Source organism: Streptomyces sp. CB01249 (genome assembly GCF_001905735.1).
Lineage (GTDB): Bacteria > Actinomycetota > Actinomycetes > Streptomycetales > Streptomycetaceae > Streptomyces.
Genome location: NZ_LISW01000001.1, coordinates 67,735 through 93,221 on the forward strand (window position 1 = coordinate 67,735; position 25,487 = coordinate 93,221).

Here is a 25,487-nt window from a genome sequence, read left to right on the forward strand (position 1 = left end):
CCTTCTCCCAGAGAGCGTGAGGTGCGGGTCTCAGACCCTGCGCAGCACCGCGACGACCTTGCCGAGGATGGTCGCCTCGTCGCCGGGGATCGGCTGGTACGCGGCGTTGTGAGGGAGCAGCCAGACATGGCCGTCCTCGCGCTTGAAGCGCTTCACGGTGGCCTCGCCGTCCAGCATGGCGGCCACGATGTCACCGTTCTCCGCGACGGGCTGGCGGCGCACGGTGACCCAGTCGCCGTCACAGATCGCCGCCTCGATCATCGAGTCACCGACGACCTTGAGGACGAAGAGCTCGCCGTCGCCCACCAGTTGGCGGGGGAGCGGGAAGACGTCCTCGACGGACTCCTCGGCGAGGATCGGCCCACCGGCGGCGATCCGGCCCACCAGCGGCACGTAGGAGGCGGCGGGCTTGCCCGTGGTGTCGGTCGGCTGCGTGCTCGGCTGGTCCGAGCCGCGTACCTCGTACGCCCGGGGGCGGTGCGGGTCGCGGCGCAGGAAGCCCTTCCGCTCCAGCGCCATCAGCTGATGGGCGACGGAGGAGGTGCTGGAGAGGCCCACCGCCTGACCGATCTCCCGCATCGACGGCGGATAGCCACGCCGCTGCACGGAATCCCGGATGACCTCGATCACCCGCCGCTGCCGGTCCGTGAGCCCCGAGCTGTCCGCCCGGATTCCGGGAGGTCGTCCGGGGAGCGAGCGCGCTGGGCGCCCGGGCTCCGGGCCCTCCGTGTTCGTGACTGAGTCATTCATGGCATGCACCGGCTCGAGTCGGCTCTGGGAGCGGTCCTGGGCAGTGATGATGGCACTGTCTGCGGTGGTGGTCACGTCGGCGGCCCCTCTCGAATGGTCTCCCTGGCTGCACAACGGTAGTAGCTTTCGAAAGGTTGCGCCAAACACACGTTCGAGTGAAAAACGAATAAAAGACTGTCCGGGTTCCACCGCCAGGTGTATGAGGCTGCCTACAGTGCGCGACGAGCCCGCGCCGCCGAGGGTGTCGCGGCTCGCCTCGGTGGTGCTTGCGGCCGCCCCTGGACCGTAACGCGGCGCCCCGCGCGGGCCCGTCGTGGGGTGGCCGCCCGGTCGTCCGTCGTCCGGGTGCTTCCCGTACCCTCTTGGTCGGCCTTACGCTGCCTTCCGGCCGCCCTCCGGCGCGACACGCGCGTAGGGCTGAATGCGCGGCCGGACCCAAGATCTAGTGGTTGGATAGTTCCGACCGCCCCGAATGTAGTGGTCCCCCGTCTATCGGGGGTGCGGTCATCGCCTATGCTTGAGACCGCTTCGAGGGCCCCCGACCGGGCCTGAAGAGGCTATTCAGTCGTGCTGTGAAGGAGGGTTGGGAGCCATGCACTGCCCCTTCTGCAGGCACCCCGACAGCCGGGTCGTCGACAGTCGCACCACCGACGACGGGACCTCGATCCGCCGGCGCCGCCAGTGTCCCGACTGCTCCCGCCGCTTCACCACGGTGGAGACGTGCTCACTCATGGTGGTCAAGCGCAGCGGGGTCACCGAACCCTTCAGCCGCACCAAGGTCATCTCGGGTGTGCGCAAGGCGTGCCAGGGGCGGCCCGTCACCGAGGACGCGCTCGCCAAGCTGGGCCAGCGGGTCGAGGAGGCGGTGCGCGCGACCGGCAGCGCCGAGCTGACGACGCACGACGTGGGCCTGGCCATCCTGGGCCCCCTGCAGGAACTCGACCTCGTCGCCTACCTGCGCTTCGCGTCCGTGTACCGGGCGTTCGACAGCCTCGAAGACTTCGAGGCCGCCATCACGGAACTCCGTGAGCGGCGGCCCCACGCGGAATCATGCGGGAGCGGCGAGACCCTCGAGGTCCCCGCCCCCGCCGTCGCCGCCGACTGAGCGGCAGCAGCCGGCCGCGTCGATCGGGGGATCGCGCGGCCCGGCACCTGGACCTTGCTCCGGGCGACGTATGACGAATGCGGCGGCCGAAGCATCAGACACACACTGTGCCCGGGGAAGTTCTCGGCACTTCAGGGCGTTTTTGCCCACATATGGGAGGCGGCATGACAGAGACGGCGAGCGGCCCGGCACGAGGTTCCCGCACCAAGGGGACCAAGTCGACTGCGTCCAAGCAGGGCCTGCGTATCGAGCGCATCCACACGACCCCCGGCGTGCATCCGTACGACGAGGTGTCCTGGGAGCGCCGTGACGTCGTCATGACCAACTGGCGCGACGGCTCGATCAACTTCGAGCAGCGTGGCGTCGAGTTCCCCGACTTCTGGTCGGTGAACGCGGTCAACATCGTCACCAGCAAGTACTTCCGGGGCGCCGTGGGCACCCCGCAGCGCGAGACCGGTCTCAAGCAGCTGATCGACCGGATCGTCAAGACGTACCGGAAGGCCGGCGAGGACTACCAGTACTTCTCTTCCCCCGCCGACGCGGAGATCTTCGAGCACGAGCTGGCGTACGCCCTCCTGCACCAGATCTTCAGCTTCAACTCCCCGGTGTGGTTCAACGTCGGTACGCCCCAGCCGCAGCAGGTCTCCGCCTGCTTCATCCTGGCCGTCGACGACTCCATGGAGTCGATCCTCGACTGGTACAAGGAAGAGGGCATGATCTTCAAGGGCGGCTCCGGGGCCGGCCTGAACCTCTCCCGTATCCGTTCCTCCAAGGAACTCCTCTCCTCCGGCGGCAACGCCTCCGGTCCCGTCTCCTTCATGCGCGGCGCCGACGCGTCCGCCGGAACGATCAAGTCCGGTGGCGCCACCCGTCGTGCGGCCAAGATGGTCATCCTCGACGTCGACCACCCCGACATCGAGAACTTCATCGAGACCAAGGTGAAGGAGGAGGAGAAGATCCGCGCCCTGCGCGACGCGGGCTTCGACATGGACCTGGGCGGCGACGACATCACGTCCGTCCAGTACCAGAACGCCAACAACTCGGTGCGCGTGAACGACGAGTTCATGAAGGCCGTGGAGTCCGGCGGCAAGTTCGGCCTGCGCGCCCGGATGACCGGCGACGTCATCGAAGAGGTCGAGGCGAAGTCCCTCTTCCGCAAGATGGCCGAGGCCGCCTGGGCCTGCGCCGACCCGGGCATCCAGTACGACGACACGATCAACCACTGGCACACCTGCCCCGAGTCCGGCCGGATCAACGGCTCGAACCCGTGCAGCGAGTACATGCACCTGGACAACACCTCGTGCAACCTCGCCTCGCTGAACCTGATGAAGTTCCTCAAGGACGACGGCAAGGGCAACCAGTCCTTCGAGTCCGAGCGCTTCGCCAAGGTGGTCGAGCTGGTCATCACCGCGATGGACATCTCCATCTGCTTCGCCGACTTCCCGACCGAGAAGATCGGCGAGAACACCCGCGCCTTCCGCCAGCTCGGCATCGGTTACGCCAACCTGGGCGCCCTGCTGATGGCGACCGGCCACGCGTACGACAGCGACGGCGGCCGCGCGCTCGCCGGCGCCATCACCTCGCTGATGACCGGCACCTCGTACAAGCGCTCCGCCGAGCTGGCCGCCGTCGTCGGCCCGTACGACGGCTACGCCCGCAACGCCGAGCCGCACCAGCGCGTCATGAAGCAGCACGCCGACGCCAACGCCGTGGCCGTGCACGCCGACGACCTGGACAACCCGATCTGGGCCGCCGCCACCGAGGCGTGGCAGGACGTGATCCGGCTCGGCGCGAAGAACGGTTTCCGTAACGCGCAGGCGTCGGTCATCGCGCCCACCGGCACCATCGGTCTCGCGATGTCCTGCGACACCACCGGCCTCGAGCCCGACCTCGCCCTGGTCAAGTTCAAGAAGCTGGTCGGCGGCGGCTCGATGCAGATCGTCAACGGCACCGTCCCGCAGGCCCTGCGCCGCCTGGGCTACCAGGAGGAGCAGATCGAGGCGATCGTCGCCCACATCGCCGAGAACGGCAACGTGATCGACGCCCCCGGCCTGAAGACCGAGCACTACGAGGTCTTCGACTGCGCCATGGGCGAGCGGTCCATCTCCGCGATGGGTCACGTGCGCATGATGGCGGCCATCCAGCCGTGGATCTCCGGCGCGCTCTCCAAGACGGTGAACCTGCCGGAGACGGCCACCGTCGAGGACGTCGAGGAGGTCTACTTCGAGGCGTGGAAGATGGGCGTCAAGGCGCTCGCGATCTACCGCGACAACTGCAAGGTCGGCCAGCCCCTCTCCGCCAAGACCAAGGAGAAGGAGAAGGAGGCCGTCACGGCCAAGGCCGAGGAGACCATCCGTACCGCGGTCGAGAAGGTCGTCGAGTACCGCCCGGTCCGCAAGCGTCTGCCCAAGGGTCGGCCCGGCATCACCACCTCGTTCACGGTGGGCGGCGCCGAGGGTTACATGACCGCCAACTCCTACCCGGACGACGGCCTGGGCGAGGTCTTCCTGAAGATGTCCAAGCAGGGCTCGACCCTCGCGGGCATGATGGACGCCTTCTCCATCGCGGTCTCGGTCGGCCTGCAGTACGGCGTCCCGCTGGAGACGTACGTCTCGAAGTTCACCAACATGCGCTTCGAGCCGGCCGGCATGACGGACGACCCGGACGTGCGGATGGCGCAGTCGATCGTGGACTACATCTTCCGCCGCCTGGCGCTCGACTTCCTGCCCTTCGAGACCCGCTCGGCCCTCGGCATCCACTCCGCCGAGGAGCGTCAGCGCCACCTCGACACCGGCTCCTACGAGCCGACGTTCGAGGAGGAGCAGCTGGAGGCCGAGACCCTGGCCCAGACCGCCCCCGTGCGGACGGAGACGCTGAAGGCGGTCGCCCCGGTCCAGGAGACCGAGAAGGCCGAGCCGAGGACGGCGCACACCTCGGCCGAGCTGGTCGAGATGCAGCTCGGCATCAGCGCGGACGCCCCGCTCTGCTTCTCCTGCGGTACGAAGATGCAGCGCGCCGGCTCCTGCTACATCTGCGAGGGCTGCGGCTCCACCAGCGGCTGCAGCTGATCGGTAGGCACTGAGTGCGGGCAGGTCCTCTCCGGAGGACCTGCCCGCACTGCTTGTACGCGGCGCCTACGCGCCGAACGCACGGCCGCCCATCGCGGCGGCGAACTCATCGGGGTCGCCGTCGAAGCCCCGGACGGTGCCGTGGAAGTGCCAGCCGCCGGATTCCTCCCGTACGAATTCGGCCACGACGGCCGCGGTGGCGCCCCCCACCGCGGAGAAGTCGTCCTCCGCGAGCGTCGTGTAGCCCTCGCGGACCTGGACCCCGGTGTTCTCTATGGCACCGAACGTCTTGCGGCCGTCGCGCTGCTGGATGGCGACGCCGACGACGACCCGGGCGTACGCGTCGGACAGCCGGTCCAGCTCCAGCGTCATCACCTCGTCGTAGCCGAGTCCCTGACCCGTCCTGCTGTCCCGGTCGAGGGTGATCGTGCCATCGGGTGCCCGGCTGTCGAAGTGCACGAGGTACGCCGGACTGCCGTACGGCTCGTCCGCCGGGTAGGTCGCCGCGATGATGTCGAGGTCGTTGGGAGCCTCGCCCTGGTCGCTGGGGTCCCACTTGATCCGTACCTCGACCTTGTCGAGATCCTTGTTGGGCGTGCTCATCGGACTTCCCTCCTGCGCGCGGGGACGACGCTCCGGTTCCGTCCCCCGATCATGTCCGCAACTTGCCCCGGAACCAACCGGCTTGGGGACGAGCGGCTGAAACGGGCCAGGATCGGGCGGGAGACGGCTGGTTCCGGTGGACTCCCTGGGAGCGTGACCCACGCCACGTCCGACGGCCGTACGATGGCGCAGTGCTGGTCAAGTGGATTCGCTGCAGTGTGTCGGACCGTCGGGGATTCGAACAGGGGCAGCGGAAGTGGGCGGGGCTGCTGGGTGAGCCGGGCTTCAGGGGGCAGGGCGGCGGCTGGAGCCGCGTCCGCCCGGAGGTGGCGCACGTCTTCGCCTTCTGGGAGAACCGGGTCTTCTACGACTCCTTCATGGCGCGCGGCCACGACACCCTGGCCGCGGCGCAGTCCGGCACGTACCAGGATCTCCAGGTCAAGCTCTTCGAGTACCGCTTCGACGTGAAGACCGGATTCGAACCCCGCTTCACGGACGCGGATGTGCTCAGGGTGGCCCACAGCCGGGTCCACGAGGACCGGGTCGAACACTTCGCGCTGATGCAGCAGCGGGTGTGGAACCCGGCGATGGCGGGCTCGCCGGGCATGCTGCGAGGAGTCTTCGGCGAGGCGCCCGGGCACGAGTTCCTGGTCCTGTCGATGTGGCAGTCCAGCGCGGAACGCGGGAAGTACCGGCCGGGCAGCGTGGACCGGCTCTCGCAGCGCGCGGGTACGGAGGAGGACGTGGCGGCGCTCGACGGCGACGTGGTGCGGCTCGAACCGTCCTGGACGGTGTGACGGCCCCGGGCGACGGGTACGGCCGCGACATGCACCGACGATTTCCGGACAGGTGCTCGAACGGCGACGACTCGATCTAGTGTCGTCGTATGGCACGACCGCAACGAATCGTCCTTGTCCGGCACGGTGAGTCCGAGGGCAACGCCGACGACACCGTGTACGAGCGCGAACCCGACCACGCGCTGAGGCTCACCCCCACCGGGTTCCGCCAGGCCCGCGAGGCGGGGGAGCGGTTGCGCGATCTGTTCGGGGAGGAGCGCGTCAGCGTGTACGTCTCTCCCTACCGGCGTACCCACGAGACGTTCGCCTCCTTCGGACTGGACGCCGGGCGAGTACGGGTCCGCGAGGAGCCCCGGCTGCGCGAGCAGGACTGGGGGAACTGGCAGGACCACGACGACGTCAGGCTCCAGAAGGCCTACCGGGACGCCTACGGGCACTTCTTCTACCGCTTCGCGCAGGGCGAGTCCGGTGCGGATGTGTACGACCGGGTGGGCGCCTTCCTGGAAAGCCTGCACCGCAGTTTCGAGGCCCCCGACCACCCGCCGAACGTCCTGCTGGTCACCCACGGTCTGACCATGCGGCTCTTCTGCATGCGCTGGTTCCACTGGACCGTGGCGGAATTCGAGTCGCTTTCCAACCCCGGGAACGGGGAATCGCGGACCCTGGTGCTCGGCAAGGACGGGCGGTACACGCTCGACCGGCCGTTCGAGCGCTGGCGTACTCCTGAGCCCTACGGCATCTCCGGATAGAGTGGAAGCGATGACCGAATCCGCTTCCGACCAGCGCCTCGAACGCACCCTGGCCAGCCTGCGCGGCCTGTCCGTGGGAGACGCCCTCGGCTCCCAGTTCTTCGTGCCCGTCAACTATCCGCTCCTCAAGGACCGCGCCCTGCCGCCCGGGCCCTGGCAGTGGACCGACGACACGGAGATGGCCTCCTCCGTCGTGGCCGTACTCCAAGAGCACGGCCGCGTCGACCAGGACGCCCTGGCCCTGTCCTTCGCGCACCACCACGACTTCGACCGGGGATACGGCCCGGCCGTGAACCGCATGCTGCGGCTCGTCCGCGAGGGCGGTGACTGGCGGGAGCTCGCCTCCTCCCTGTTCAACGGACAGGGCTCCTGGGGCAACGGCTCCTCGATGCGTATCGCGCCGCTCGGCGCCTGGTACGCGGACGACCCCGAGCAGGCCACGCACCAGGCGGAGATCTCCTCGTACACCACGCACCAGCACCGGGAGGCCGTCGTCGGCGCGATGGCCGTCGCGGCGGCCGCGGCGCTCGTCGCCTCACCGGCCGGGCCGCCCACTCCGGAGGACCTGCTGGACGGCGTCGTCGCCCTCGTCCCGCGCAGTGCCGTGGGCGCCGGGCTGCGCCGGGCCCGGGACATGCTCGACTACAAGGACGCGGGCACCGTCGCGGCGGTCCTCGGCAACGGACGCCGTACCAGCGCGCACGACACCGTCCCCTTCGCCCTGTGGTCGGCGGCGCGGAGCCTCGGCGACTACGAGGAGGCGTTCTGGGTGACGGCCCAGGCCGGCGGCGACGTCGACACGACCTGCGCCATCGTCGGCGGCGTGATCGCGGCAGGTGCCGCGGGCGCCCCTCCGGCGCACTGGACGGCCCAGACGGAACCCCTGCCGGACTGGATGCCCTGCTAGCGAGCACGGGGCCGGCGAGCACGACAGACGCGGCCGCAGGCGGGACGGGTGCTGCCCCGGTGCTTCGTGTGTCACGGTCCTGCCACAGCACGTCCCCGCACGGCTGGCGGCCGTGACACGGGGTTACTCTTTCGGCCACGCCGCCCTCGGTGATCATGACGACGGGTGCGCACCGAATGAGACGCCGGGGGGCCGCGCGCTGCCCAGGCTCGCGTGAGCGGACCCCGGTGGGGAGGGGTCCCGTGTCCGAAACACCACCAGAATCACCCCGGCCCGAGCCCGCGCCGGATGAGCCGGCCTCACCCGGAACCACGCCGGACCAGGGCGTTTCCGAGCAGGCCGGCCCCGGGCGGGCCGCGCCCGAAACCGCAGCCGTGGGGGCACGGCGCGAGCAGATACCCGCTCCGGCCGCCGTCCCCGAAGCCGTAGGCAGCGGTGAGGCGGGAGGCGGTACGGCGTCGATGCCCGAACCGCCCAAGATCCCCGCGTACGCGACGCAGCGCCCCGGTGGGCAGGGACGGCAGGGGCCGCCGAGACAGGGACCGCAGAGGCAGGGCCCGCCGAGTCCCTGGGGCAAGCCACCGCCCTCGGTGACGACGCGACTCCGAGCCAAGAAGGCGGAGCCCGTCCACACCGGCACCCTCTGGGCCGCCCTCGCGACGGCCCTGCTCGGCATGGCCCTGCTGGGCGACGGCATCGGGCTGAACCTGCTCATCGTGGCGCTGCCCGCCTCGGCCGGTGCGTACATCGCCGCCAGGGCCGCAGGGCGCAGGATCCGCCCCTGGACCGCCGTGTGGGCCATCGGCGGGCTGGCGCTTCTGATCGTTCCCGCGCTCCGGGACGCCGGCTGGCCCACCTTCCTCGCGATGGTGTCCGCTCTGGCCCTCGGCTCGCTGGCCCTGCACGGCAGCCGGAGCTGGCTCGGGGTGTTCCTCGGTTCCCTGGGCGTGTTCACCTCCGTGTTCGAATCGCTGGGCTGGGGGGTCCGCGGTGTGCGCGAGCGCATGTCGGGGTCCCGGGGCCGGTACGGAGTGGTGTTCCGGTCCGTGGCCGTGGCCGTCGTCCTGGTCATCGTGTTCGGCGCGCTCTTCGCGAGTGCCGACGCCGCCTTCGCGGACCTGCTGAGCGACCTGACCCCGGACGTGTCCGTCGGTGACGGTCCATGGCGGATCTTCCTCGGCCTCCTCGCTCTGGTCGGCGCCCTCGCCGCCGCCTACACCGCCGCCGCCCCGGTCGGCTGGGACAGGGTGATCGTTCGGCCGGGCAAGGCGCGCGGTCGGCTGGAATGGGCCCTCCCGCTGGTCGTCCTGAACCTCCTCTTCGCGGCGTTCCTCACCATCCAGCTCACGGTGCTGCTCGGCGGATACGACAAGGTGATGGCCGAGACCGATCTCAGCTACTCCGAGTACGCCCGCCAAGGCTTCTGGCAGCTGCTCTGGGCCACGGTGCTCACGCTCGGCGTCATCGCGCTCGCCCTTCGCTGGGCCCCGCGCGGCGGCACCCGAGACCGCACCCTCGTCCGCTGTGTGCTCGGCACGCTGTGCTTCCTCACGCTCGTCGTGGTCGCCTCGGCCCTGCGGCGTATGGACCTCTACGTCGACGCGTACGGCCTGACCAGGCTGCGGATCTCCGTGGCAGCCGTGGAACTCTGGCTCGGCGTGATCCTGGTACTGATCATGGCGGCCGGTGTGTTCGGCCCCCGCCTGCTGCCGCGTGCGGTCGCGGCGAGCGCGGCCGTCGGCGTACTGGCCTTCGGTCTCATCTCTCCGGACGGCCTCATCGCCGAGCAGAACGTCCAGCGCTACCGCAACGACCACTCGATCGACATCGAGTACCTCAAGGGCCTGTCGGCCGATGCCGTACCCGCTCTCGACACCTTGCCCGAACCCCTGCGCTCCTGTGCGCTGCAGGACATCCAGCGCACGCTTCGCGGCTCCGACGAGCCCTGGTATGCGACGAGTTGGGGCGAGGCGCGGGCCCGGGACATCCTCGGCGACTGGGACCCCGGTTACCGTGCCCTCAACTGCCGGGGGCTGAGCACGGGCGACAACGGTGACGAGCGCGGCGGCGGGACGGACGACGTCTACGACCCGTACGACCCGTACTGATCAACCCGTAGGCGGCTGGCGCGTGTCGTCGTCCGCAGCTCCATCCACGCCGATCGGGCGGGCCGTTCCTCGGGCGAGGGCGGCCCGCAACGGGCCGGGAGGGCGGCCCTCAGCGGGCCCTTGCTCCGCTCGGCATCCCCCGCGGTTCAGGCCACCGGCCCCCCGGCGGCGGCCTTCCCGCTCAGGGCGTCCAAGTCGCTCTTGCGTACCCGGATGACCAGCAGCGCGGTCAGCAGGGCGAGAGCGGCCATGGCCACTGCGGCGAGGAAGGCCGTGGATATGCCCTGGGCGAGCACCGCGTGGCCCCAGTCGCCCGGCAGCTCACGGCTCTTGGCGAACTGCGCCTTCTGTCCCGGTGACGCCTGAGCCAGGAACGAGGGCACTTGCTTCTCCGCCTCGTTGCGACTGGCGGTTCCGAAGACCGTGACCAGGATGGACAGGCCCAGCGAACCGCCCACCTGCTGGCTCGCGTTGAGCAGGCTGGAAGCCGCACCGGCCTCATGCTGGGCGACTCCGGAGACCGCCGTCAGCGTGAGCGTCACGAAGTTGAGCCCCATGCCGAAGCTGAATACCAGCATCGGACCCAGCACCCCGGACAGGTAGGAGCTGTCGGGTGAGATGAAGGTGAGCCAGAACAGCCCCGCTCCGGCGAGCGCCGAACCGGTGATCATGAACGGCTTCGGCCCCAGCACCGGGAGGAACCGCTGCGAGAGCCCCGCTCCGACAATGATCGAGACGGTCACGGGCAGGAAGGCCAGGCCGGACTTGATGGGACTGTAGGACAGGACGTTCTGCACGAACAGCACGATGAAGAAGAACATGCCGAACATGGCCGCCGCCAGGCTGAGCATGATCACGTACGTCCCCGAGCGGTTGCGGTCGGCGAACATCCGCAGGGGCGTGATCGGCTCCTTGGCCCTCATCTCCACGAGCACGAACGCAGCCAGCAGCAGCACCGCCGCTCCGAACGACGCCAGCGTGAGCGAGTCCCGCCAGCCCTCCTCGGAAGCCCGGATGAACCCGTAGACCAGCGAGGCCATGCCGAGCGTCGAAGTCAGGGCACCCGCTATGTCGAACCGGCCCGAATGCCGGTCGGACTCGATGATGTACATCGGAGCCAGGACCGCGATCAGGACGCCGATCGGGACATTGACGAAGAAGACCCAGCGCCAGTCCAGCCACTCGGTCAGCATCCCGCCCGCCAGCAGCCCGATGGCACCGCCGCCGGCGGACACTGCGGCGAAGACGCCGAACGCACGGTTGCGCTGGGGGCCCTCGGGAAACGTCGTGGTGATGAGCGCGAGGGAGGTCGGTGAGGCAATGGCGCCCCCTATGCCCTGCAGCGCGCGGGCCATGAGCAACTGCCAGGGCTCCTGGGCGAATCCACCGAGGAGCGAGGCGAGAGTGAAGACGAGGATGCCGGTCATGAACACCCGGCGGCGGCCGAGGATGTCACCGGCGCGGCCGCCGAGCAGGAGCAGGCCGCCGAAGGTGAGGGTGTAGGCGCTGAGGACCCAGGACAGATCCGTGGTCGAGAAACTCAGGGCGTCCTGGATGTGCGGGAGCGCGATGTTGACGATTGTGGAGTCGAGCACAACCATCAACTGACAAGCGGCGATGACGGCCAGGGCGATCCCCGGGCGGCCTTGCCGGCGTGCCGCGCCCGGCGCGCTCCGTGCGTCTAACTGAGAGGTTGTCACTGGAGGTCCCCCACAAGAGATTTAGTGAACGGCTCCGTTCACTGTTCCGTCAACGTTACTGAGTCCCCTCCAAGGAACGCAAGCGTTCACTGGATCTTCGTTGTCGGATATTTCCGGAGCCTTCGAATCCGGTCGGGAACTGCTCGATCCCGGGCCGCCACTTCCGCTTCCGTGCCTGTCCGGACTCGATTCCGGAGATTCGCGGAGGCGAACCGAACCTGTTCGATGGAGAGAAGCAGATGGTCACTTCGCGATCGGCCGCCGCCGCTCGGCAGCCGGTGGTGTCCCTGCGCCGACGGGGATCCGTGCTGGAGCGCGCGATCCTTGAAGCGGCGCTGGAAGCGCTGAGCACGGTGGGCTGGAACGGCCTGACGATGGAAGGCGTGGCCGCCGGTGCCCAGACGGGCAAGGCTGCGATCTACCGGCGCTGGTCCTCCAAGGAGGAGCTGGTGGCCGAGGCGCTGCGCAGCGCGATGCCGGCCCCGGGTGTGGCCCCGGACTCGGGCAACATCCGCGACGACCTCTACCAGCTGTGCCGGGGCATGCGCGACGCGATGCTGTCCACCTCCGGCTCGGCCCTGCGCTCGGTGATTCACGAATGCGACGCGGGCACGGCGGAACGCTTCCAGTCGGTGATCCTCGACGGAGTGATCCGGCCGTCCACCGACCTCATCAGGGAAGTGGTGAGCCGAGGTGTCGAGCGCGGCGAGTTCCGCCCAGGGGCCATGCGGGAACTGGCCTTCGACGTCATTCCCGCGATGATGATGTACCGCACCAAGGTGTGCGGCAGCGAGTGGGACGACGCGGAGATCGCGGCGCTGATCGATCAGGTCGCCGTGCCGTTCTTCCGTTCAGATCCTCACTGAAGGCCCTGCCCGAAGCCGTGTGTCGCGCGCCGTCCGGCGCGCGACCGCCGGTGCGAACCCGGGAGGGGCGCCCCGGGGTGTTCCTGGCGTCCCCTTCGGCGTACGCTGACAGACGCCATGCCGTACGAACCACCCACGCACACCGTCGAGCGCTCACTGCGCGCCACCACCGGTGCCAAGATCGTCGCCGGTGTCGACGAGGTCGGACGCGGAGCGTGGGCGGGACCTGTCACGGTGTGCGCCGCGGTCACCGGTCTCCGCAGGCCCCCCGCCGGACTCACCGACTCCAAGCTGATCAGCCCCAAGCGCCGTGCGGAACTCGCTCCGCTGCTGGAGAGCTGGGTCACCGCCTACGCCCTCGGTGACGCCTCTCCCCAGGAGATCGACGCCCTGGGTATGACCGCTGCGCTCCGGCTCGCGGCCGTACGCGCCCTGGAGGCCCTGCCGGTCCGGCCCGACGCGGTGATCCTGGACGGCAAGCACGACTACCTCGGCAGCCCCTGGCAGGTCCGTACCGTCATCAAGGGCGACCAGTCCTGCGTCGCGGTGGCCGCGGCCTCGGTGATCGCGAAGGTCCGCCGGGACGCCATGATGGCCGAACTCGGCGCACAGAGCGGCGAGTACGCGGACTTCGGGTTCGAAGCCAACGCCGGCTATCCGTCCCCCGTGCACAGGGCCGCACTCGAGGAGCGTGGGCCCACCGCCCACCACCGTCTCTCGTGGTCCTACCTTGACGCGCTGCCCCGGTGGCAGCACCTGAAGAAGGTCCGTTTCTCCGCCGAGGCGGCCGCACTGGAAAGCGGGGGCCAGCTCGGCTTCGACTTCTGATCGCGCATATGTGCCCACCCGCTGATGCCCGCTGCATCGGCGTTTGATAGACAACCACCCATGCCTCTCATCCCCGAGGAGCCTCAGATTCACGAGAGCGCCCAGGGTCCCCGCGCCACCCCGGCCACCGGCCGCGCCGCGTCGACCCCTCGTCCCGTACCCGGTCCGCGTACAGCGGCCATGCCGCGCCCCGGTCGTCCGGTGCCCGGCCCGCGGCCTGTGCCCCCGGCACAGCGCCGGCAGTCCACCTCCGGCAAGCCCCAGGCGGCTCCGTCGGAGAATCGTTCCGCACCGCAGCTCCAGGTCATCCCCGCATCGGCCGAGGGGGCGCTCGACGCCGCCGACGAGGCGGTGGATCTGCTGCTCGACTCGGGTCGCGCACCCGGCGACATCCTGGTGCTGACCACGGGCGGCCAGCACCCGTGGGCGACCCACGAACTCACCTTCGGTGAGGCCGCCTACTGGGCCCAGCAGGAAGCGGGCGACGACGTCTTCTTCGCCGCGGCCACGGCGGCGGACCGGGTCAAGCCTCGGCCCGTGGTGATCGTCGCGGTCAATGGCCCGGCCGACGACGTTGCCGCGCGGGCACTGGCCAAGGCGCGGGAGTCCGCCGGTGCGCTGCTGATCGTCTGCGGCGACCCGCAGCGGGTCAACGCCGCGCTCGGCGCCGGCGTCTGAGGATCAGCACCGCCGGATCCGTGGCCGGTTCCGGCCTGGAATGACCCGGCGGCTTCGGCGGTCCGGCCGTCCGCGAGGGCCGTCGGGCCGCCGAAGCGTGCGCAGTCAGCGTGCGGCGGAGCGGTGCAGTGCCTGCGCCGCTCCGCCACCGGTCCGCGACGGCACGTGCTCGGAAGTCAGGGCGGTGTCGGCGAGGGCTGAAGGCTGCGACATGGAGTTCGGACGGCGGCCACCCCTGCCCTCGCCCAGCACCTGCCAGCCGCCTCGGGTCAGCGTGATGTACGCGCCGCACCGCAGCCCGTGCAGTGTGCAGGCGTCCCGCAGCCCCCACATCCACGCGCCGTCCTCCTCCGTCCAACGCTCGTCCCCTTCACGGCAGTACAGCAGTACCGCGGTGCGGACGGGCGTACGACGGCGCAGATCATGCGGGATGACGCGGCGCAGGTGCGCCAGCAGGGAGTTCCGGAACTCCCAGCCGTCGGCCGTTACCGAGCGGCGGGCGAACGAGGCGCTTGCTGTCAGGCGCTCCTCGTGGTCCAGGACGGCGACCACAGCGGTGGCCGGCGTCGGCCGGTGCCTGGCGTGCAGACCGCTGACCACCTCACGCGGGCTGCGCAGCAGAGGTATTCCGGCCGCTGCCCACTCGGCCGGTTCGAGCATTCGGGCAAGGCGGTTGGCGGAGTCGGCGGCTGCCGACATCGAAGTGGCTGCGGACGGAGCGAATCCGAAGGTCACGGTCCTCCCTTCGCATACGCGCCCACGATGCGGGCAGGGTCGGGTGAGGGCGCGCCGCGGCACAGCCCTTTCGGGCCCGCGAAAGGACCGTGCGGGGAGCGAGTCCAATTCTTCCTGGCGTATCGGCAGGCGGCAACGAGCAATTGGTGAGGCTGACGGTATTCAGCCGGAATGACACGGATATCCCTGCCCAGTCAGGCCCCGCCCGACGCCTCCTGTCACGCCTGAACAGCGAGGACCAGCGGAAACACCGCCTCCGCCCCGGCACGACGCAGCAAGCGGGCTGCCACGGCGAGCGTCCAGCCGGTGTCCGAGAGATCGTCCACGAGCAGTATCGGTCCGTCGGCGGCCGCCAGGGCATCCGCGAGGTCGGGCGCGACGACCAGCCTCTCGTGCAGGGCGCGGACCCGCTGGGCGCTGTTGGTCTGCGACATCCGGACGGCATCGGCGTCCGGAGTCAGGGTCACGCACCCCAGCATGGGCATCCGCCCCACTCCGGCGATGTGCCTGCCGAGCGATTCGATGAGCTGGGGTCTGCGGTCCGAGGCCATGGTGACGACACCGACCGGGCGGGGAACGCCGTCGACGGCCCCGGGAGCCCAGCCGCCGGGACCCCTCGCCCAGTCGGCCAGTACGGTCACCACGGCATCGGCCACGTCACTCGGCACCGGAGCGTCGGGTGCCTGAGCCGCCAGTATCGGGCGCAGTCTGTTGCCCCACCCGATGTCGGTGAGTCTCCCCAGCGCCCGGCCGGTGCCGGAGAGCTCCGTCGCGGGAATCCGGCCCTTGAGGTCGACACCCACCGACGCGAGCCCGGTCGGCCACATCTTGCGGGGCTCGACCTCCACACCGGCCCTGCGGAGCTCACCCTTCGCGGTGTCCAGAGCGGCGTCGGAGACCCCCGCGCCGAACCTGGCGCCGGCACAGTTGTCGCAACGCCCGCACGCGGTCGCCGCCTCGTCGTCGAGCTGACGGCGCAGGAACTCCATCCGGCAGCCGTCCGTCGCGGCGTAGTCACGCATGGCCTGCTGCTCGGCAGCGCGCTGACGGGCCACCCACGCATAGCGTTCGGCGTCGTAGACCCAGGGCTCTCCTGTCGCGGTCCAGCCGCCCTTCACCCGCCTGACCGCCCCGTCGACGTCGAGGACCTTGAGCATGCTCTCCAGCCGTGCGCGACGCAGGTCGACCAGCGGTTCCAGGGCAGGCAGTGAGAGCGGCCGCCCGGCCTGGCCCAGCGCGTCGAGGGTGCGCCGGACCTGCTCCTCCGGCGGAAAGCCGACCGACGCGAAGTACTGCCAGATCGCCTCGTCCTCCTTGCCCGGCAGGAGCAGCACCTCGGCATGTTCCACTCCGCGTCCGGCGCGGCCCACCTGCTGGTAGTAGGCGATGGGGGAGGAGGGCGACCCGAGGTGTACGACGAAGCCGAGGTCGGGCTTGTCGAAGCCCATGCCGAGAGCGGAGGTCGCCACCAGCGCCTTCAGTCGGTTGGCCAGCAGATCGTCCTCCGCCTGCTGCCGTTCCGCGTTCTCGGTGCGGCCGGTGTAGGAGGCGACGGTGTGCCCGCACTGGCGGAGATACGCGGTGACCTCCTCGGCGGCCGCGACCGTCAGCGTGTAGATGATTCCCGAGCCCGGAAGCTCCTTGAGGTGGTCCCCGAGCCATGCCAGGCGGTGGGCCGCGTTGGGCAGTCGCAGCACGCTGAGGCTCAGACTCTCGCGGTCCAGCGACCCCCTCAGCACGAGCGCGTCCGCTCCGCCACCTGTGCCGAGCTGCTCCGCCACGTCAGCGGTGACCCGGGCGTTCGCCGTGGCGGTCGTGGCGAGCACCGGGACACCGGAGGGGAGATCGGCGAGCATCGTCCGCAGCCGGCGGTAGTCGGGCCGGAAGTCGTGGCCCCAGTCGGAGATGCAGTGGGCCTCGTCCACGACGAGCAGACCGGTGGTCGCGGCGAGCTGGGGCAGAACCTGGTCGCGGAAATCAGGATTGTTGAGGCGCTCGGGGCTGACCAGCAGGACATCGACCTCACCGGCGGCCACCTCCGCCTGCACGGTGTCCCACTCCTCCGTATTGGACGAGTTGATCGTGCGCGCGCTGATGCCGGCGCGGGCCGCCGACGCGACCTGGTTCCGCATCAGCGCCAGCAGCGGCGAGACGATGACCGTCGGTCCGGCGCCCTGGGCACGCAGCAGGGAGGTGGCGACGAAGTACACCGCGGACTTCCCCCAGCCGGTGCGCTGGACGACCAGTGCTCGACGCTTGTCCGCGACAAGCGCCTCGATGGCCCGCCACTGGTCCTCACGCAACCGCGCGGTGCCCGAGGCGTCTCCGACGAGTCGGGCCAGTACGGAATCGGCCGAAGCCCTGAGCTCTGCGCGGTCTGCGTTGGTCATGCCTCCCATGCAACCCGATGACTCCGACAACCGCGAACAGTCGATTACCCCCTGTGGATAAGTTATCCACAGGGGGTAGCGGAAATGTGCGGTCCGCGAGACGGTCTGGCCATGAACAAGCACCCCGAATCAATCGGTCCCTCCGAGGAACAGCAGATCACCCTGCGAGGACCGGCCGAGCTGGCCGACGCTCTCCCCTATCTGATGGGCTTCCACCCGAGCGACAGTGTGGTCATGGTCGCCCTGCACGGTGGCCGGGGCCGGTTCGGATCCAGGCTCAGGCTCGGCATCCCGCAGTCCCCGCTGGAATGGCCGACGGTCGCAGACCAGCTCGCCGAGTGCCTGATCAAAGGAAGCGAGCGCCGCGACGCCAGGCCCGACGCCATCGTCGCCTTCCTCTGCCAGGACCCGGTGGACGGCGAGACGGGCAATCAGACCATGGAGCGCCTGCGGCCGTTCGCCCAGCGGTTGCGTACGGCGTGCGGAGCGCTGGACGTACCCGTCCTCGAACTGCTGTGCATCTCGGGGAACCGCTTCTGGTCCTATGTCTGCCCCGATGCCCGCTGCTGCCCGGCAGAAGGCAACCCGCTGGCCATGCCCGGCACCTCGGTGATGGCGGCGGCGGCCACCTACGCAGGCATTCAGGTACGGGGATCGCTGCGCGAGATGGAGGCGCGGCTCACCCCGCTCACCCCCACACCGGCCACCGCCCAACTACGCGCCCTGGACGCGGCGGGCAGCGCGATGGTGCCGTTGCTGCTCGACCAGGAGCGCCGCCAGCAGGTCGGTGCCGAGACGCTGAAGCTCGCCGGTCGCCTGATCGACCGCCTCGGGAAGGCGCCCGCGACGACGCCATCCCTCGCGGACATCAACGACGACCGACTGATCAGCGACGAGGAGGCCGCGTCGATGATTCTCGGTCTCCAGGACAGGGAGACCCGCGACCGGGCGGCCGAGTGGATGGAAGGGCCGAAGGTGCATGCCGCCTTGAGGCTCTGGCGAGCGCTGGCCCGCCGCTGCGTCGCCCCGTACGAGGAACACGCCGCAGCTCCTCTCACCCTGGCGGGCTGGGTCTCCTGGTCGACCGGCGACGAACCGGCGGCGCGCGTCGCTCTGGGGCTCGCTCTGCGCCTCGATCCGCATTACACCTTCGCGCAACTGCTGCACGAGGCGTGCAACCAGGGGCTCGACCCGGAAACACTGCGTCGCTGTCTGCGAGGCGAGCGCAGCGAGCGGGCGGCCGCCCGGCACGGCCGGCGTGCGGAACGGGTCGCGGGGGCCCGTCCCGCACGGGTGAAGCCGGCCGGGCGCGCCAGGACGCGCCCTGGTTCCACTCGGCCCGGCCCGGGCGCGGCGGAAAGGCGGCGGTCCGCCCGGCCCGGGGCGCAAGGGCGTCGTGGGACCAGGACCGGTCGTTGAGACCTGTGCGGCGCCGGGCCCCGGCGCCGCACACGGGGCCGGTCGCACGCCTCGCGTCGAGATGGGGATGCCCGGCCCTCGCTCTTCCGGGCGCCCAGGAAGGGGCTCCGCAGGCCGGTGAAGAGTCATCGGGAAGGGAGTGTTTATCGTCAGGAAGACGACTATGATCGCGGCATGCCGCCCTACGACCCGTCGACTTTTCCGCCGTTCGCCGTCACCGTCGACCTGGTGGTGCTCACGGTGCGTCGGCACGCCCTCTGCGCGCTGGTGGTACGCCGGGGTGAGACCCCGTTCCAGGGCAGGTGGGCGCTGCCGGGCGGCTTCGTCAGGGCCGACGAGGATCTCGGCGCCGCAGCGGCACGTGAGCTGGTCGAGGAGACCGGCCTGTGCGCGCAGGATCCGGCCGCTCCGGCCGTGGGTAACGGTGCACACCTGGAACAGCTCGCCACGTACGGGGATCCCGCCCGGGACCCGAGGATGAGGGTGGTCAGCGTCGCCCATCTCGCGCTGGCCCCCGATCTGCCCGCTCCCAGGGCGGGCGGCGACGCGAACAGCGCGCGATGGGCGCCCGTCGAGGACCTGCTCGGCCCCGAGGGCGGCTACGCGCCGGATGGCGAGCACCAGGCGCCGTTGGCCTTCGACCATGCGAGGATCCTCGCCGACGGGGTCGAGCGGGCCCGGTCCAAGATCGAGTACTCCTCGCTGGCCACGGCCTTCTGCCCGCCCGCCTTCACGGTCGGCGAGCTGCGCCGGGTGTACGAAGCGGTGTGGGGCGTGGTGCTGGATCCGAGGAACTTCCACCGCAAGGTGACGGGCACGCCGGGCTTCCTGGTGCCGACCGGGGGGACGACCACCCGGCAGGGGGGGCGCCCGGCTCAGCTGTTCCGGTCAGGCACGGCGACCGTGCTCAACCCGCCGATGCTGAGGCCCGAGGTCTAGGCTCTTCCCGCCCTCGGCGAGGGCCCGGGCGCCGCGCACCCCACCTTGCGCAGAAAGTCCAATATGTCGGGTTATCGTGCTGCGTACTCACTCGCCGCCGGGCGGCTCCGCCTTTGCCGTCCCCGTACCTGCGAGAGAAGCGATGCTCCAGGCCATCGGACTCACCAGCACCCCCTCCCGTGGACAAGCCCCCGCAGTGGACGACCTCACCTTCGACGCGGAGCCGGGGTGCGTCACCGCCCTGCTGGGGGCGCCGGGTTCCGGAAAGACAGCGGCCCTGCGCTTGATGCTCGAACTGGAGCCCGGTCGGGGGGTGACCTACTTCCGGGGTCGGCCGCTGCATCGCGTTCCGTACCCGGCCGGTGAAGTGGGGGTGGTGCTGGGTGATGTGCCGGGGCACCCCGCCCGCACCGTTAGAGGGCAACTCCGCATGCTCTGCGCCGCAGCCGGTGTGCCCGTATCCAGGGCTGACGAATTGCTCGACGCGGTGGGCCTCGCCGGTCTGCAGGATCAGCCCATCGCCAGGCTCTCCCTCGCCATGGACCGTCGGCTGGCACTTGCCTGCGCGTTGCTCGGGGACCCGCACACGCTCCTCCTGGACGATCCGGCCGAGGGTCTGGCGCCGAGAGAGGCCGACTGGCTGCACGGGATGCTGCGCTCCCACGCCGAGCGCGGCGGAACGGTGCTGTTCGCGACCAGGGACCCCAAGGAGGCTGCACGCTCGGCAGGCCATGTGGTCACCCTCGACGGTGGGCGCGTGGTCGCCGACCAGGACGGCGCGGCCTTTTCCCGTACCCGCCTGCGGCCTCGTGTGGCGGTCCGCTCCCCGCAGGCCGCCCGCCTCGCCGCGATCGTCAGCCGGGAAGCGCGTGCTGCCCGGCGGTCCGTGGAGGTCGTCGCCGAGGCGGCCGGCAACCGGCTCTCCGTGTACGGCAGCAGCTGCGCGGAAGTGGGCGACGCCGCGTTCCGGCACGGGCTTCCCGTTCACCAACTCGCCGACGAAGTGGGTGATATGCGTTCCGCGGGCGCGACCGAAGCCCCGGCCGGGCGCCGCGCCTCGGGTGACCACGTCGACGCCGCCTCCCGCACCCCACGCCCCGCCGCGAGGGGTGAGCTTCCACCGCCGATCAGGCGGCGCCCGGCCCGAGGGCCGTTGCGACCGGTGCGGTACGAACTGCGCCGCCTGTTCGGTGTGCGGACGACGGCCGTGATCCTGAGCGTCGTTCTGGCCGTTTCCGTGGGTCTCTCCGTACTGCTGGCCCGCGACGGCCGCACCCCGCTCGTCCATGTCATCGCCGCCTGGCCCTCGCTGCTGCCGCTTCCGCCCGCCGCACTCGGGGCCGGCCTCATCGGGGCGCTCTCCTTCGGCGACGAGTTCCGCTATCCAGCGCTCGCCGCCGGTCGGGGGAGTGTGCCCCGCAGACTCGGTCTGCTCCTCGCCAAGCTGGCGGTGTCCGGGGGAGTCGCCCTCCTGCTGGCGCTGTTCGTCGCGCTGGCCTCGGCTGCGACCCTGCGCGTCGTGTACGGCGGTAGCCTGCTCGATGTCCCCCCGAACGTGGTGTCGCTGGCGGTGAGCTGGTCCGCCCTGACCGTCGGTTGCGCCTGGGCCGGGCTGCTGGCCGCCGGCGTCTTCCGGGTGACGACCGCGGGCATCGCCGCCGTACTCGCCGTACCTGTGGTCATGGTGCCGCTCGTCGAGCGAATGCCGAAAATGGCGAGCACGCGTTCGATGTCTGGGCTTCCGGGCCGGCTGCGGGACCTGGCCTGGCTCCAGTGGCCGGGGGAGGCGGACCGGTGGATGTTGGCCGGCGCGAGGATCGTGGCGCAGCCCGTGGGGGCGGCCCTGGCCCTCTCTCTGTCAGCCCTGACCTGCGCGTTTCTTCTCACCAGCCTTCGGGGGAGGGTGCGTTGGTGAGCGTGCGGCGCGGCCGGAGGCGACCTCTTCGTAAGCCCTACTGTGAAACGTCCGGTTTATACCAGTAAGGCGTCAATTGAGGGGCGGGTGCCGATCACCCTTTCGTGTGCTTTTCAGCAAAGACCTCAAGGGGCGGATGGGACCCGCCGACAAAGGATGCGTGAGTACCCTTGCGCACACCATGATGACCACCGCCCGCTCCGCCGATTCCGGCCTCGCCGGCCCGGGCGAACTCGACCGTTACCCGTACGCGGAGGCGCCGGCCGGCGAGCGCGCCGCCGCGCGCTCCTGGGACGGTGCCGAAGCCGAGCTCGGCCGGGTGGGCCGACGGGGCTCGGCCAGCCGTGGCCGCGGGCTCCACGGCCAACTTGTTCAGCAGTTGGGGCAGATGATCGTGTCCGGCGACCTCGGTGCGGACCGCCCGCTGGTGCCCGAGGAGATCGGCCAGCGTTTCGAGGTTTCCCGGACCGTCGTGCGCGAATCGCTGCGCGTACTGGAGGCGAAGGGGCTGGTCAGCGCCCGCCCCAATGTCGGTACCCGAGTGCGGCCGGTCAGCGACTGGAATCTGCTCGATCCCGACATCATCGAATGGCGCGCCTTCGGCCCGCAGCGTGATGACCAGCGCCGTGAGCTGGGTGATCTCAGGTGGACGATCGAGCCACTTGCCGCCCGCCTTGCCGCAGGACATGGGCGTGAGGATCTTCAGCAGCGTCTTGTCGACATGGTCGAGATCATGGGACACGCGCTCGGTCAGGGCGACATGATCACGTGCGCCCGTGCCGACGCGGAGTTCCACGCCCTTCTCATCCAGGCCGCGGGCAACCGCATGCTGGAGCACCTTTCCGGGATCGTCTCCGCGGCGCTGCAGGTGTCCGGCGGCCCGGCCACCGCGTGCGACCGGCCCAGTGAGGCCTCGCTCGCCCTGCATGCGCGCATCGTGGACGCCCTCGCGTCCGGCGACTCGGCGGGAGCCGAGTCGGCCATGCGCCAGTTGCTGGTCGGGCACCACGAGACGGAACGCGTGGTGCCGGCGCCGCGCGAGCAGCACTGACTGAGGCGCGGGCAGGTGTACGCGCCACGTGCCGTCGGACCCCGGTGGTCCGGCGGCACAGGGCGGAGAGATGTCGCCTTGGTCGTGTTCATCGCAAATGGGGTGTGACTCGGGCCACGCGGAACGGCCGTAACACTCCTTGAAACAGCGCGATGACTTAAGAGGTGACCGTCGCAGAAGGAATACAGCAGCCGTCCAGGGCGCTGTGCAGTTCTGAGGCCAAGCCCGCGCCGTCGGTGCATTCCCCGCCCGTCGGTCGTCGGTTCCAGCCCTCTCCGGGCCGGACCGGAAGCCGTTTCCATCGTTCCGAGAGGTTGTTCGTGTCGGCCAGCACATCCCGTACGCTCCCGCCGGAGATCGCCGAGTCCGAATCTGTGATGGCGCTCATTGAGCGGGGAAAGGCTGATGGGCAGATCGCCGGCGATGACGTGCGTCGGGCCTTCGAGGCTGACCAGATTCCGCCAACCCAGTGGAAGAACGTTCTGCGCAGCCTCAACCAGATCCTCGAGGAAGAGGGTGTGACGCTGATGGTCAGTGCCGCGGAGCCGTCGAAGCGCGCCCGCAAGAGCGTTGCAGCGAAGAGCCCGGCCAAGCGCACCGCCACCAAGACCGTCGCGGCCAAGACGACGGTGACGCGGACTGTGGCGGCGCCCGCCGCACCGTCCGCCGAGCCCGCGGACCCGGCGGCCGAGGAGGCTCCCGCGGCCGCTCCCGCGAAGAAGGCCGCAGCCAAGAAGACGGCAGCCAAGAAGACCGCTGTGAAGAAGACGGCGGCCAAGAAGACGGCCTCCAAGAAGGCCGGCAAGCAGGACGAGGAGATTCTCGACGGCGACGACGTCGTCGAGGAGGTCAAGGCTGGCAAGGGCGAGGAAGAGGAGGGCGAGGGCGAGAACAAGGGCTTCGTCCTCTCCGACGACGACGAGGACGACGCGCCCGCGCAGCAGGTCGCCGTCGCCGGTGCCACCGCCGACCCGGTCAAGGACTACCTCAAGCAGATCGGTAAGGTCCCGCTCCTCAACGCCGAGCAGGAGGTCGAGCTCGCCAAGCGCATCGAGGCGGGTCTGTTCGCCGAGGACAAGCTGGCGAACTCCGACAAGCTCGCTCCCAAGCTCAAGCGCGAGCTGGAGATCATCGCCGAGGACGGCCGTCGCGCCAAGAACCACCTGCTGGAGGCCAACCTCCGTCTCGTGGTGTCGCTGGCCAAGCGTTACACCGGCCGCGGCATGCTCTTCCTGGACCTGATCCAGGAGGGCAACCTCGGTCTGATCCGCGCGGTGGAGAAGTTCGACTACACCAAGGGCTACAAGTTCTCCACGTATGCCACCTGGTGGATCCGTCAGGCGATCACCCGTGCCATGGCCGACCAGGCACGCACCATCCGTATCCCGGTGCACATGGTCGAGGTCATCAACAAGCTCGCCCGTGTCCAGCGCCAGATGCTCCAGGACCTGGGCCGCGAGCCCACCCCGGAGGAGCTGGCCAAGGAACTCGACATGACCCCCGAGAAGGTCATCGAGGTCCAGAAGTACGGCCGTGAGCCGATCTCCCTCCACACCCCGCTGGGTGAGGACGGGGACAGCGAGTTCGGTGACCTGATCGAGGACTCCGAGGCGGTCGTCCCGGCCGACGCGGTGAGCTTCACGCTCCTCCAGGAGCAGCTCCACTCGGTCCTGGACACGCTGTCCGAGCGTGAGGCGGGCGTGGTCTCCATGCGCTTCGGCCTCACCGACGGACAGCCGAAGACGCTGGACGAGATCGGCAAGGTCTACGGCGTGACGCGCGAGCGCATCCGTCAGATCGAGTCCAAGACCATGTCGAAGCTGCGCCACCCGTCGCGCTCGCAGGTTCTGCGGGACTACCTCGACTAGGCCGCAACGGCGTCATGACGCGGCGAGGGCCCGGAACCCTGAGGGTTCCGGGCCCTCGCCGCGTCGCGTTCCGCTCCTTGTGTGAGGTGCAAGACGGAGGTGCGCATCGGTGTCGCTGGAATGACTCTGGGTAGGCATGGTCCATCACAGAGTCAGGAGTACGCATGTCCCGCACTGTCGTCCGCACCTTGACCGGGGCGCTCGCCCTTGCCGCCACCACGGCCGTGATACCGCTCGCTTCCCCCGCTTCGGCGGCCACCAACAGCATCATCATCGGAGGTCAGCCCGCCCACGTGGCGGACAGTCCCTGGGTGGTGGCGCTGTCCAGCCGTGACCGGTTCGGGGGTACCCGGGCCGGTCAGTTCTGCGGCGGTGTCGTGGTGGAGCCGAAGAAGGTGCTCACCGCCGCCCACTGCCTGAGCCGGGAGGCGCTGGGCACCGACGTGGACCAGGTGAGCGATCTGCGGATCATCTCCGGCCGGGACGAGCTGAACGGCACGGGCGGCAAGGAGATCCCGGTGAGCGGGACGTGGGTGAACCCCGGGTTCGACGCCACCACCAACAGCGGGGACGTCGCCGTACTCACCCTGTCCGAGGCGCTGCCTCAGACAGACACGATCCCCCTGGCCGAGGCCGGTGACTCGGCGTACAAGGCGGGGACACCCGCCGTCGTCTACGGCTGGGGCGACACCACCGGGTACGGCGACTACGCGTCGTCGCTCCGGTCCGCCCAGGTGGACATCCTGCCCGACAGCTCGTGCAAGCAGGCGTACCCGGGCGGCAGCACGGGCACGTACGAGGCCTCATCGATGCTCTGCGCGGGCGAACCCGAGGGCGGGTACGACGCCTGTCAGGGGGACAGCGGAGGGCCTCTGGTGGCGCAGGGGAGGCTCGTGGGGCTGGTGTCCTGGGGGAACGGCTGCGGGCGCGCCGGGAGCCCCGGTGTCTACACGCGGATCTCCGCCGCCATCGGCTGGATGGCGAACGCCGGCTGACGGCGCGGGCTCCGCA

20 protein-coding genes are annotated in these 25,487 nt (G+C 70.2%); 15 read left to right on the plus strand and 5 right to left on the minus strand.

From position 1 onward, the window contains the following. Positions 1-30: 30 nt before the first annotated feature. Positions 31-825, minus strand: a complete 795-nt coding sequence (gene lexA / locus AMK18_RS00275) for a transcriptional repressor LexA (RefSeq protein WP_026171816.1) — start codon at positions 823-825, stop codon at positions 31-33. 517 nt (positions 826-1,342) lie between these two features. Here lexA and nrdR point away from each other — a divergent pair. Beyond that, positions 1,343-1,855: a transcriptional regulator NrdR gene (gene nrdR / locus AMK18_RS00280; RefSeq protein ID WP_018105329.1), complete on the plus strand. Its 513-nt coding sequence runs from the start codon at positions 1,343-1,345 to the stop codon at positions 1,853-1,855. Positions 1,856-2,019: 164 nt separating this feature from the next. Next, positions 2,020-4,923, plus strand: coding sequence for a vitamin B12-dependent ribonucleotide reductase (locus tag AMK18_RS00285; protein ID WP_020207322.1), 2,904 nt, complete (start codon positions 2,020-2,022; stop codon positions 4,921-4,923). Between the two features lie 66 nt (positions 4,924-4,989). Here AMK18_RS00285 and AMK18_RS00290 read toward each other — a convergent pair whose 3' ends face one another. Beyond that, a complete protein-coding gene (locus AMK18_RS00290) occupies positions 4,990-5,526 on the minus strand; it encodes a TerD family protein (protein ID WP_073861188.1) in 537 nt (178 codons plus the stop codon). Positions 5,527-5,717: 191 nt separating this feature from the next. On the opposite strand from AMK18_RS00290, the gene AMK18_RS00295 reads away from it, so the two are divergent. The 4 genes from AMK18_RS00295 to AMK18_RS00310 all read left to right on the plus strand — a co-directional run bounded on the left by AMK18_RS00295 (position 5,718) and on the right by AMK18_RS00310 (position 10,087). After that, positions 5,718-6,323, plus strand: coding sequence for a YdbC family protein (locus tag AMK18_RS00295; protein ID WP_026171817.1), 606 nt, complete (start codon positions 5,718-5,720; stop codon positions 6,321-6,323). 89 nt (positions 6,324-6,412) lie between these two features. Beyond that, positions 6,413-7,072 carry a histidine phosphatase family protein gene (locus AMK18_RS00300; protein ID WP_018105333.1) on the plus strand — a complete coding sequence of 220 codons (660 nt, stop codon included), beginning with the start codon at positions 6,413-6,415 and terminating at the stop codon, positions 7,070-7,072. Between the two features lie 10 nt (positions 7,073-7,082). Beyond that, a complete protein-coding gene (locus tag AMK18_RS00305) occupies positions 7,083-7,979 on the plus strand; it encodes an ADP-ribosylglycohydrolase family protein (RefSeq protein ID WP_073861189.1) in 897 nt (298 codons plus the stop codon). Positions 7,980-8,569: 590 nt separating this feature from the next. Next, positions 8,570-10,087, plus strand: a complete 1,518-nt coding sequence (locus tag AMK18_RS00310) for a DUF4153 domain-containing protein (protein WP_073861190.1) — start codon at positions 8,570-8,572, stop codon at positions 10,085-10,087. A 146-nt stretch (positions 10,088-10,233) separates the two neighbouring features. On the opposite strand, the gene AMK18_RS00315 is transcribed toward AMK18_RS00310, so the two are convergent. After that, a complete protein-coding gene (locus AMK18_RS00315; protein ID WP_073861191.1) occupies positions 10,234-11,787 on the minus strand; it encodes an MFS transporter in 1,554 nt (517 codons plus the stop codon). A 239-nt stretch (positions 11,788-12,026) separates the two neighbouring features. On the opposite strand from AMK18_RS00315, the gene AMK18_RS00320 reads away from it, so the two are divergent. The 3 genes from AMK18_RS00320 (at position 12,027) to AMK18_RS00330 (ending at position 14,159) form a co-directional block, all read left to right on the plus strand. Continuing rightward, positions 12,027-12,653, plus strand: a complete 627-nt coding sequence (locus tag AMK18_RS00320) for a TetR/AcrR family transcriptional regulator (protein ID WP_073861192.1) — start codon at positions 12,027-12,029, stop codon at positions 12,651-12,653. A gap of 117 nt (positions 12,654-12,770) precedes the next feature. Beyond that, on the plus strand, positions 12,771-13,481 hold the full coding sequence (locus tag AMK18_RS00325; RefSeq protein WP_073861193.1) for a ribonuclease HII: 711 nt from the start codon (positions 12,771-12,773) through the stop codon (positions 13,479-13,481). 60 nt (positions 13,482-13,541) lie between these two features. Beyond that, complete coding sequence (locus AMK18_RS00330; protein ID WP_073861194.1) at positions 13,542-14,159, plus strand: hypothetical protein; 618 nt, start codon at positions 13,542-13,544, stop codon at positions 14,157-14,159. 105 nt (positions 14,160-14,264) lie between these two features. Here AMK18_RS00330 and AMK18_RS00335 read toward each other — a convergent pair whose 3' ends face one another. Further along, complete coding sequence (locus tag AMK18_RS00335) at positions 14,265-14,894, minus strand: hypothetical protein (RefSeq protein ID WP_026171820.1); 630 nt, start codon at positions 14,892-14,894, stop codon at positions 14,265-14,267. A gap of 218 nt (positions 14,895-15,112) precedes the next feature. Next, on the minus strand, positions 15,113-17,284 hold the full coding sequence (locus AMK18_RS00340) for a RecQ family ATP-dependent DNA helicase (RefSeq protein WP_018105341.1): 2,172 nt from the start codon (positions 17,282-17,284) through the stop codon (positions 15,113-15,115). A 111-nt stretch (positions 17,285-17,395) separates the two neighbouring features. Here AMK18_RS00340 and AMK18_RS00345 point away from each other — a divergent pair, with 111 nt between their 5' ends. The 6 genes from AMK18_RS00345 to AMK18_RS00370 all read left to right on the plus strand — a co-directional run bounded on the left by AMK18_RS00345 (position 17,396) and on the right by AMK18_RS00370 (position 25,471). After that, positions 17,396-18,703, plus strand: a complete 1,308-nt coding sequence (locus AMK18_RS00345) for a DUF4192 domain-containing protein (protein WP_073861195.1) — start codon at positions 17,396-17,398, stop codon at positions 18,701-18,703. Between the two features lie 174 nt (positions 18,704-18,877). After that, the gene (locus AMK18_RS00350) at positions 18,878-19,642 is read left to right on the plus strand and encodes an NUDIX hydrolase (RefSeq protein ID WP_018105349.1); all 765 of its coding nucleotides are present in this window, start codon (positions 18,878-18,880) and stop codon (positions 19,640-19,642) included. 142 nt (positions 19,643-19,784) lie between these two features. Further along, a complete protein-coding gene (locus tag AMK18_RS00355) occupies positions 19,785-21,557 on the plus strand; it encodes an ATP-binding cassette domain-containing protein (RefSeq protein ID WP_073861196.1) in 1,773 nt (590 codons plus the stop codon). A gap of 136 nt (positions 21,558-21,693) precedes the next feature. Continuing rightward, on the plus strand, positions 21,694-22,608 hold the full coding sequence (locus AMK18_RS00360) for a FadR/GntR family transcriptional regulator (RefSeq protein ID WP_051083962.1): 915 nt from the start codon (positions 21,694-21,696) through the stop codon (positions 22,606-22,608). Positions 22,609-22,928: 320 nt separating this feature from the next. Continuing rightward, the gene (locus tag AMK18_RS00365; RefSeq protein WP_026171823.1) at positions 22,929-24,476 is read left to right on the plus strand and encodes an RNA polymerase sigma factor; all 1,548 of its coding nucleotides are present in this window, start codon (positions 22,929-22,931) and stop codon (positions 24,474-24,476) included. 164 nt (positions 24,477-24,640) lie between these two features. Then, positions 24,641-25,471, plus strand: a complete 831-nt coding sequence (locus AMK18_RS00370; RefSeq protein ID WP_073861197.1) for a S1 family peptidase — start codon at positions 24,641-24,643, stop codon at positions 25,469-25,471. Positions 25,472-25,487: the final 16 nt, after the last annotated feature.

Excerpts from the sequence above, each read along its gene's own strand:
- AMK18_RS00290 (WP_073861188.1), bottom strand. The coding sequence starts at position 5,526 with ATGAGCACGCCCAACAAGGATCTCGACAAGGTCGAGGTACGGATCAAG.
- AMK18_RS00330 (WP_073861194.1), top strand. The coding sequence starts at position 13,542 with ATGCCTCTCATCCCCGAGGAGCCTCAGATTCACGAGAGCGCCCAGGGT.
- AMK18_RS00320 (WP_073861192.1), top strand. The coding sequence starts at position 12,027 with ATGGTCACTTCGCGATCGGCCGCCGCCGCTCGGCAGCCGGTGGTGTCC.
- AMK18_RS00355 (WP_073861196.1), top strand. The coding sequence starts at position 19,785 with ATGCTCCAGGCCATCGGACTCACCAGCACCCCCTCCCGTGGACAAGCC.
- AMK18_RS00370 (WP_073861197.1), top strand. The coding sequence starts at position 24,641 with ATGTCCCGCACTGTCGTCCGCACCTTGACCGGGGCGCTCGCCCTTGCC.
- nrdR (WP_018105329.1), top strand. The coding sequence starts at position 1,343 with ATGCACTGCCCCTTCTGCAGGCACCCCGACAGCCGGGTCGTCGACAGT.
- AMK18_RS00300 (WP_018105333.1), top strand. The coding sequence starts at position 6,413 with ATGGCACGACCGCAACGAATCGTCCTTGTCCGGCACGGTGAGTCCGAG.
- AMK18_RS00345 (WP_073861195.1), top strand. The coding sequence starts at position 17,396 with ATGAACAAGCACCCCGAATCAATCGGTCCCTCCGAGGAACAGCAGATC.
- AMK18_RS00360 (WP_051083962.1), top strand. The coding sequence starts at position 21,694 with ATGGGACCCGCCGACAAAGGATGCGTGAGTACCCTTGCGCACACCATG.
- AMK18_RS00350 (WP_018105349.1), top strand. The coding sequence starts at position 18,878 with ATGCCGCCCTACGACCCGTCGACTTTTCCGCCGTTCGCCGTCACCGTC.
- AMK18_RS00285 (WP_020207322.1), top strand. The coding sequence starts at position 2,020 with ATGACAGAGACGGCGAGCGGCCCGGCACGAGGTTCCCGCACCAAGGGG.
- AMK18_RS00305 (WP_073861189.1), top strand. The coding sequence starts at position 7,083 with ATGACCGAATCCGCTTCCGACCAGCGCCTCGAACGCACCCTGGCCAGC.
- AMK18_RS00340 (WP_018105341.1), bottom strand. The coding sequence starts at position 17,284 with ATGACCAACGCAGACCGCGCAGAGCTCAGGGCTTCGGCCGATTCCGTA.
- AMK18_RS00325 (WP_073861193.1), top strand. The coding sequence starts at position 12,771 with ATGCCGTACGAACCACCCACGCACACCGTCGAGCGCTCACTGCGCGCC.